3 protein-coding genes are annotated in these 1,643 nt (G+C 62.8%); 1 reads left to right on the top strand and 2 read right to left on the bottom strand.

The window, feature by feature from the left end:
- Nucleotides 1–32 precede the first annotated feature (32 nt).
- Nucleotides 33–611 (top strand): hypothetical protein, encoded by a 579-nt coding sequence (locus EN906_RS38615; protein ID WP_236382967.1) that lies wholly within the window; start codon nucleotides 33–35, stop codon nucleotides 609–611.
- A 299-nt stretch (nucleotides 612–910) separates the two neighbouring features.
- Here the strand turns inward: EN906_RS38615 and EN906_RS33345 are convergent, their stop codons facing one another.
- Together EN906_RS33345 and EN906_RS33340 are read right to left on the bottom strand one after the other, a co-directional pair.
- The gene (locus tag EN906_RS33345) at nucleotides 911–1,441 is read right to left on the bottom strand and encodes a GNAT family N-acetyltransferase (protein ID WP_256754981.1); all 531 of its coding nucleotides are present in this window, start codon (nucleotides 1,439–1,441) and stop codon (nucleotides 911–913) included.
- A gap of 18 nt (nucleotides 1,442–1,459) precedes the next feature.
- Nucleotides 1,460–1,643, bottom strand: a 184-nt coding sequence (locus tag EN906_RS33340) for a hypothetical protein (RefSeq protein WP_164777575.1), incomplete at its 5' end; no start/stop codon positions are given.

The raw sequence follows: 1,643 nt of genomic DNA, 5'->3' as shown, positions 1-1,643 counted from the left end.
GCTGCCAATGGTCCCGAAGCCGGGATCTATGCTTGTTTGCGCTGATCTTGGGTCGAAAGGAATCCCGCGCAGGAACAAAGTACTACAGCGTCTCTTGCGCGCATAAAAGGACAGGCGGTGCTGTATTTTGGGATTGCGGCGGCCGATTGCCTTGGGAACACGACCGCCAGCCTGCCCGCCTCTGGACAGCTTGCGGCGAAGCGGCGACAGTGCCTCCGCTGGAGCAAATCCAGGAAAAGTGTGGAGCGGTTTTCCCCTGGCGATTGCGAAGAAACAAAAGCCGGATCGGATCAGCGATCCGAACGCTGAACCGCTCCGGCGGACAGATTGAGGGAAACGGAATGGCGTCGGTGTCGGATTTCGAGCAGGGACAAACCTTCACCATCGAAGCCGGCGGCCGGCAGATCCCGCTCGAACTCAGCGCGGTCAAGCCCATCGCCGCCAGCCCGCGCCCGGGCGGCGGCTTCTCGCTGCTGTTCAAAGGCCCGCGCGACATCGCACTGCCGCAGGCGACCTATCTTTTCACGGGGGAAAGCGGCAGCCACGAGATCTTCATCGTGCCGGTCGCCGCCGATGCGACGGGGCGGCTGTACGAGGCGGTGTTCAATTAGGACCCTGTTTTGGGCTGCACGCAGGCCTATCGCATCGTGACAGGGCCTGATGCGACAATCCTTGCCGCCGGCGCCGCCCCTCACTGTCCTGCCGGACATCTCTCCCCGTAAACGGGGCGAGAGTGGCTGGCTGCGACGCCGGCGCCTTTCTTGCAACGCTGGAGATTGGCGAAATCCGCGATGAAAGCGTCCCTCTCCCCGTCACTATACGGGGAGAGGATGCCGGCAGGCAGGTGAGGGGCAGCGCAAACGATGACCATAGACAATGATCGCATCTGCCAACAAATCGGTTCCGACGATCATAGATCGTCGCCCCCCGGCGGCGCACACGCCATCAGGTCATAAACGCCCTTGTCCTCGACGACCGCGAAGCCGAGCGCGACATAAAGCCGTCTCGCCGGATTGTGCTTCTCGACATGGATCGACGCTGATTTGCCGGCTAACCATGCCTCGTCGATGAGGTCGCAGAGCAGCGCGGTGCCGTAACCCTTGCGGCGATGATGCGGCAGGAAGGCGATGTCGATGATGCGGTGCTGGGTTGGCCAGCGCTCGATATAGAGGCGGCCGATGTCGTCGCTATCGCGTTCCACCACCAGCCAATCGGCCTCGGGATAGTGTTTTCGGTAATGCGCGTGCTGGGCCTGGAACTGCATGCCGAGGAATTCGGCCTTCTGCGCCTCGCTCCACGACGTCACCGCGAGTTCTTCGAAGCGGGTCGAGGCATAGAGCCGCGACAGGAACGGCAAGTCCGCCTCCACTGCCGCACGAAAGCGGAGCCCGGCCGTGTCAGACCGGGGCCAGACCGGACGGGCCTGCTTGCCTTCCGCCACGCTGCCGGAAATCAACCGTCAGACCGGCGGCGTCAGGTCGCGCACGACGACGATCTGCTTGAGATTATTGTCGGTCAGCGACGTCCAGTTATACTCCCATTCGGAACTGTCGACGCCCATCTGGTTGATCGTCCACAGCCCGTTGGTGCCGTCCGGCTTGAGCGCCAGGCTGAACAAAGCGAGCCGGCAGTCGGCATTGGAG

Source organism: Mesorhizobium sp. M7A.F.Ca.CA.004.06.1.1 (assembly GCF_003999135.1).
GTDB lineage: Bacteria > Pseudomonadota > Alphaproteobacteria > Rhizobiales > Rhizobiaceae > Mesorhizobium.
Note: the sequence above shows the minus strand (reverse complement) of the source record. Positions and strands in the feature narration are given on the sequence as shown.